This is a genomic window from Microcystis sp. LEGE 00066 (assembly GCF_015207925.1).
Lineage (GTDB): Bacteria > Cyanobacteriota > Cyanobacteriia > Cyanobacteriales > Microcystaceae > Microcystis > Microcystis ichthyoblabe_A.
On the sequence record NZ_JADEVX010000038.1, the window covers coordinates 23,439 to 29,462 of the forward strand.

General features: G+C 45.0%; 6 protein-coding genes and 1 pseudogene. 4 read left to right on the top strand and 3 right to left on the bottom strand.

Translation table 11 applies throughout. The annotated features are described in order from the left end of the window. Positions 1-17: 17 nt before the first annotated feature. Positions 18-182, bottom strand: coding sequence for a hypothetical protein (locus IQ224_RS07680; RefSeq protein WP_002742181.1), 165 nt, complete (start codon positions 180-182; stop codon positions 18-20). Positions 183-353: 171 nt separating this feature from the next. Here IQ224_RS07680 and IQ224_RS07685 point away from each other — a divergent pair, with 171 nt between their 5' ends. From IQ224_RS07685 to IQ224_RS07695, 3 genes are all read left to right on the top strand, one after another. Further along, positions 354-857, top strand: coding sequence for a thermonuclease family protein (locus tag IQ224_RS07685; RefSeq protein ID WP_002742180.1), 504 nt, complete (start codon positions 354-356; stop codon positions 855-857). Positions 858-999: 142 nt separating this feature from the next. Beyond that, entirely contained in the window at positions 1,000-2,187 is a 1,188-nt protein-coding gene (locus IQ224_RS07690) for an RNA-guided endonuclease TnpB family protein (RefSeq protein ID WP_084990003.1), read from the top strand. After that, the gene (locus tag IQ224_RS07695; protein WP_230457581.1) at positions 2,144-2,608 is read left to right on the top strand and encodes a hypothetical protein; all 465 of its coding nucleotides are present in this window, start codon (positions 2,144-2,146) and stop codon (positions 2,606-2,608) included. Before IQ224_RS07690 ends, IQ224_RS07695 begins: the two co-directional genes overlap by 44 nt. 537 nt (positions 2,609-3,145) lie before the next feature. Here IQ224_RS07695 and ftsH3 read toward each other — a convergent pair. After that, a complete protein-coding gene (gene ftsH3, locus IQ224_RS07700) occupies positions 3,146-4,999 on the bottom strand; it encodes an ATP-dependent zinc metalloprotease FtsH3 (protein ID WP_002742170.1) in 1,854 nt (617 codons plus the stop codon). 283 nt (positions 5,000-5,282) lie between these two features. Here ftsH3 and IQ224_RS07705 point away from each other — a divergent pair. Continuing rightward, positions 5,283-5,894, top strand: a pseudogene (locus IQ224_RS07705) (RNA polymerase subunit sigma-70); the annotation flags it as partial. A 29-nt stretch (positions 5,895-5,923) separates the two neighbouring features. On the opposite strand, the gene IQ224_RS07710 reads toward IQ224_RS07705, so the two are convergent. Further along, the coding region (locus IQ224_RS07710) for a transposase (protein ID WP_194032794.1) at positions 5,924-6,024 on the bottom strand (101 nt) is incomplete at its 5' end.

The following is a 6,024-nucleotide window of genomic DNA, read 5'->3' on the forward strand; positions in this document are numbered from 1 at the left end:
TCCCTTTTAAATCTTCGCTATTTTTCAATCTTACCAGCGATCGCATTTAGCCTGGCTTTGATTCTGGTCATCCACTGGTTAAACTCGGCCGATTGCCGGTCGATAGCTTCCTTCCGTAGCCTTATTTCTCTGGTTGTTTTTTCGGTGGCTTCTAACCGGATATTTAATTCTTTAATCATCATTGCCTCAAGTATCCATTGATTCTTTACGGCAGGGAACCTGACATATTAATCAATGGGAATCACCCTCTTTACGGAAATTTTGCCGTTGACATCCTCACCACCGTAAAATAGACGGCGATTACCAATCCCGACGATTTGGTTTTCCTTGCCACCGTCACGCACCCAAAAACCATGAAGCGCCTTTTCCTTTTAGCGATCGCCTTACTATTGGTGTTCTGTCAGAACCTTCCCGCCTCAACCTTAGCCAATGCCCGCACTTGCACGGTGGTCAGGGGTTCGGTACACGACGGCGACACGATTAGGGTCGATTGTGACGGAAAACAGCAGAGAATCAGATTTGCCTGTGTTGATGCCCCAGAAATCCAACAGGAGAACGGCATCGCCAGCCGTGACCACTTGCGATCGCTACTCAACCGGGCGAATAACCAAGTCAGCATCAATGCGGTTGATACTGATCGCTTCGGGCGCACCGTAGCTGAGGTGTACGCCAACGGTCAGCTAGTTCAACTCCAACAGGTAAAAGATGGAATGGTTTGGGCTTACGATCGATTCAAGGGCAACTTTCCAAGCTGGCATGAAATCGAGAGGGCTTTTACCGAAGCTCGATCGAATCGCCAGGGAATTTTCGGGGGAAACCCGATGCCACCCTGGGAATGGCGACGACGGAATCGGTAGTTATAGAGATAGAGAAATTCCCCGAGGTAAACTATGAACAGAGACATCATCGAAAATTTTGGGTCTGAAACCCCGCCGTTTTACGGCGGCTTTGCTGTTAAATATGAGCATCGTTTACGAAATATATGCTAAAATATGAGACATGGAAAAAGCCTATTCGTTTCGATTTTACCCAACACCAGAACAAGAGTCGCTATTGCGGCGCACTTTGGGCTGTGTAAGATTAGTTTACAACAAAGCTCTCCACGAACGAACACAAGCTTGGTACGAAAAGCAAGAAAGAGTAGGCTACGCTCAAACTTCTTCAATGTTGACCGATTGGAAAAAACAAGAAGAATTAGAGTTTTTAAACGAAGTTAGCTGTGTACCTTTACAACAAGGGTTAAGACATTTACAAACAGCTTTCACTAACTTCTTTGCTGGTCGTACTAAGTATCCTAACTTTAAGAAAAAACATCAGGGAGGAAGTGCCGAATTTACCAAATCTGCTTTTAAATTTAAAGACAAACAAATCTATTTAGCCAAATGCACAGAACCTTTACCTATTCGATGGTCAAGACAAATCCCAGAAAGCTGTGAACCAAGCACAGTAACAGTCAGATTACATCCTTCTGGACGTTGGCATATCTCAATAAGATTTGATGACCCAACAATTAAGCCATTACCAGTAACAGATAAAGCCATTGGAATTGATTTAGGAATTAGTAGCCTCGTGATTACCAGCGATGGCGATAAAGTGTCTAATCCCAAGCATTTTAAAAAGCATTATCGGAGACTGCGAAAGGCCCAAAAAAGCCTTTCTAGAAAACAGAAAGGCTCAAAAAATCGAGAAAAAGCTAGAATCAAAGTAGCCAAGATTCACGCTCAAATCACCGATAGCAGAAAAGACCATTTACATAAGCTAACCACTCAATTAGTTCGTGAAAACCAAACGATTGTGGTTGAGAATTTAGCTGTCAAGAATATGGTCAAAAACCCGAAATTATCTCAGGCAATATCTGACGTTAGTTGGGGAGAAATCACTAGACAATTAGCCTACAAATGCCGTTGGTATGGGAGAAATTACATCGAAATAGATAGATGGTTTCCTAGTTCTAAGCGGTGTAGTAATTGCGGGTATATTGCTGAGAAAATGCCGTTAAATATTCGAGAGTGGGATTGTCCAGACTGTGGGACTCACCATGACCGAGATATTAACGCAAGTAAAAATATTTTGGCCGCAGGGCTTGCGGTGTCAGTCTGTAGAGCGACCATAAGACCAGAACAGAGTAAAACTGAGGCGGCAGGTGCGGAACCCCGCAAGGGAAAGAAGCAGAAACCTAAATCGTGAGGTTTGGGAATCACCGTCCGTTTACGGCGGTGAGGATGTCAATACTGGAATGGACGGCGAGATTTATGCCAGACTGGATCTGAGTCGGGAATGGGGCGGGGCGCTCGATCTGGGAACCGCGAGGACGGGAAAAAGCTTCGGCGTTGACGGTTATTTAGGGGAAACTAATTGCCTCGGCGTTTGGGATAGTGTGGACAGACTGAAATTCAGGACTTCGCGTAACCTTCGTTTGGAACTCGCCACCGATCCCAACGTGATCATCGAGTTAGTGCGATTCGATAGTAAGGGCGTCGCCACCGTCGTCGGTTCGGTTGAATACGGCGACCGATTATCCTTGAATTTAACACCAGGTCGCTACGGCCTCAGTTTCTTTGTCGAGGGAGATTTGATCTCCTATCAGGTTAATGCCAGTTTCATTTAGGGCTGTTGACTGATCGCTGATTACTGATCGGGCGTTGCTGATTTAGGGTATGATTAAGGGAGAAGGCAAGCTACCAAGAAGACGTTACTGAATCAAGGTATGAATGCCAAGTGTGCATCGTGTCCAAAAGTTAGTTTGGGTCTAGGTTTTAAAAATCCTACAAGAGAAGATTCATATCTCAAATCAGCAACGCCTGTTAAGCTGATTAACAGCTGATCAGCAAGAAATTAAGTTTGTCATTAGGGCTTGCTGAATAATGGTAAAACCCTTTTAAAATAAGGCTTTTGACCTGTTAAAGTCCGATGTTAGTGCAAGAAAATAGGATTGGGACTTTCAAAAACCTTGCATTATCTTTCTTATAGTACATCAATTGGTACAAAAAACAAGGGCAACAAAGCCCGAAACGACCGGCTACTGACTCCTGACTCCTGACTCCTACCCCCAGGAAAAACTTTTTCAGCAGACCCTCATTAATTTTCATTTAACAAAAAAACAGCACCCATCAGGATGCTGTTTGTCAAGAAAATGTTACAAAACTTAAGCTAAAGCCGCCATTTTCACCTCGTTATGAGCGAGGATATTTTGTAACTCCTCCGCGTCCACGGTTTCTTTTTCCACTAACATTTGCGCTAACTGGTCCAAGATGGCGCGGTTATTGACTAAAACCTCTTTAGCGCGACGATAGGCCTGTTCCACTAAGTTACGCACTTCCTCGTCAATAGCTGCCGCAGTTTCATCGGAGAAATCTCGATCGGAAGCGATATCACGACCTAGGAAAACATTACCATTTTGACGACCTAAAGCCACGGGACCTAGGCGATCGCTCATGCCGAAACGAGTGACCATTTGCCGCGCTACTCGTGCCACCTGTTGCAGGTCATTAGAAGCACCCGTAGTCACTTCCTCCTCACCGAAGATAATTTCTTCAGCTAAACGACCCCCCAAAGCTACAGCCATCTGATTTTGCAGATAAGCGCGAGAATATAACCCGGATTCCATGCGATCCTCGCTGGGAGTGAACCAAGTTAAACCCCCAGCGCGACCGCGAGGAATAATACTAATTTTCTGGACAGGATCATAATCCGGCATTAAAGCACCCACCAAAGCGTGACCCGCTTCATGGTAAGCAACTAAAGTTTTGCGTTTTTCGCTCATGACGCGATTTTTCTTCTCAGGACCGGCCAGAACACGATCGATCGCATCGTTGATCTCATCCATGGAAATCTCGGTTAAATTGCGACGTGCCGCTAAAATTGCGGCTTCGTTGAGCAAATTAGCCAGATCCGCACCGGTAAAACCGGGGGTACGACGAGCAATTTTATCTAGATCCACGTCTTGGGCCAAGGTTTTGCCTCTGGAGTGGACATTAAGGATTTCCTTACGGCCAGCGTAATCGGGACGATCTACCACCACTTGGCGATCAAAACGACCCGGACGTAATAAAGCGGCATCCAGCACATCAGGACGGTTAGTGGCGGCGATAATGATAATACCTGTATTACCTTCAAAACCGTCCATTTCCGTTAATAATTGGTTGAGGGTTTGTTCCCGTTCATCGTTACCACCCCCTAAACCGGCGCCCCGTTGACGACCGACAGCATCAATCTCATCGATAAAGACGATACAAGGTGCATTCGCTTTCGCTTGTTCAAATAGGTCGCGGACGCGAGAAGCACCCACCCCGACGAACATTTCCACGAATTCCGAACCGGAAATGCTAAAAAACGGGACTCCTGCTTCTCCAGCTACTGCGCGAGCGAGTAGGGTTTTACCTGTCCCCGGAGGACCGACTAAAAGGACTCCTTTGGGGATTTTTGCCCCAATTGCCGTGAAGCGATCGGCATTTTTGAGGAAGTCCACCACTTCGTTTAATTCTAATTTTGCCCCTTCAATCCCGGCCACATCACCGAAAGTAACCTGGGTTTGGGGTTCCATCTGTACTCTTGCTTTCGATTTGCCGAAGTTCATCGCTTGGGAACCGGGGCCACTTTGGGCGCGACGGAGCAAGAAAAATAGACCAACAAGAAGCAATATAGGGAAAAATAGGCTACTGAAGGCTCTTACCCATACTCCTTCTTCTCTTTGGGGCAGTACGGAAATATCAACGTTATTTTCTGCCAAGATGTTGATTAATTGCGGATCGTTGGGTAGGTTAACCAATACGTTTGTACCGTCTTGGGTGGGTACGATCGCTCGTTGCCGGTCGGCACTTAAGCGCACGGTTTCTACTTTACCTTCCCGTACTTCCTGTAAAAATTCACTATACTTCCAAGTTTGTTGCACTGCTGGCTGGCGATCGAAGAAAGCTGAGGCCAAGGCAAGGACTACGATTAACAATAGGGCATATAGTCCCGCATTGCGCCATTTTTTGTTATTACCGTTTTTGTTCACGCTGTCGAACTCCTGATAAATTGAGGATGATCTTATCGGTTGTCAAGGGGTTGTTAACTTATGTTAACGTTTCTCAGGAACAGTGGACAGGTTTTTTTTTAATATGCCCCTCGTGGTCCTCCCTAGGGGTTAGCTGTTGGGGGTTGGGAGTGGGTCAAAAAGCCATTTACTGTGACTCTCCTAGACCGAGTATGATCAATTTGTAACAAAATGCCAAAATACTGCATAAAAGCTGCAAGTGGAACGATAGAGAGTTTAGTTGACCTCCACGGGGACTAGCTAGATGAAAAAACGAGAGACTTTGCTGGAGAAGTTTTGTTGCTTTTTAGTTTTGCAGCAAAATAGGACACAATGGAATTGCGATCGGCGTTTGCGTCGTAACATGGCAAGCTATGGCCCAATCGATCCTAATGTCGAGTCCGAGGAATATTGGTCTCTATTCTTTCACCAACAGTATCAGAATCACGGTTCCAAAAATCATCTTTTTCGTGGGCATTTATACGCTTATTTGCAGGAACCTTGCTACTGGGCAGCTGCCGAAATCTATCAAAAATATCAAGCTAAACTGGATTATCAGATCGAAGACTACTTTAACGAAGGAATTCTTGGTTTTGAGGCTATCTTAGCTGACTTTAAGCCTTTATTCTCCACTCGCTTCGATAATTTTGCCAATCAGAGGATTAAATATCGCTTAATCGATCGCATCCGTCAGATTAGTCAAGCATTCGGCCATAATACTTGGAGCCTACTACTTAATTCTACCGGAGCGCGTCTCAGCCAAGCTCTCCAGGCGAGGGGATTAGTGGGGGAAACTCTCGAAAATTACCTTTTAGCTTGGGATTACTATAAAGAAATTTATGCCCAGGCAAAAATAAAAACCGATGGTAAAATTGAAATTGGCTCTTCGTTACTTTTTATGCTAAATCAACAGACAAGATGCCAAGATAACATACTTCTAACCCAAAAATTCCGAAAGTTTCTAAAGCCATAGCCTCTCCGTTTTATTAGTTTAATTTTATTGTTGA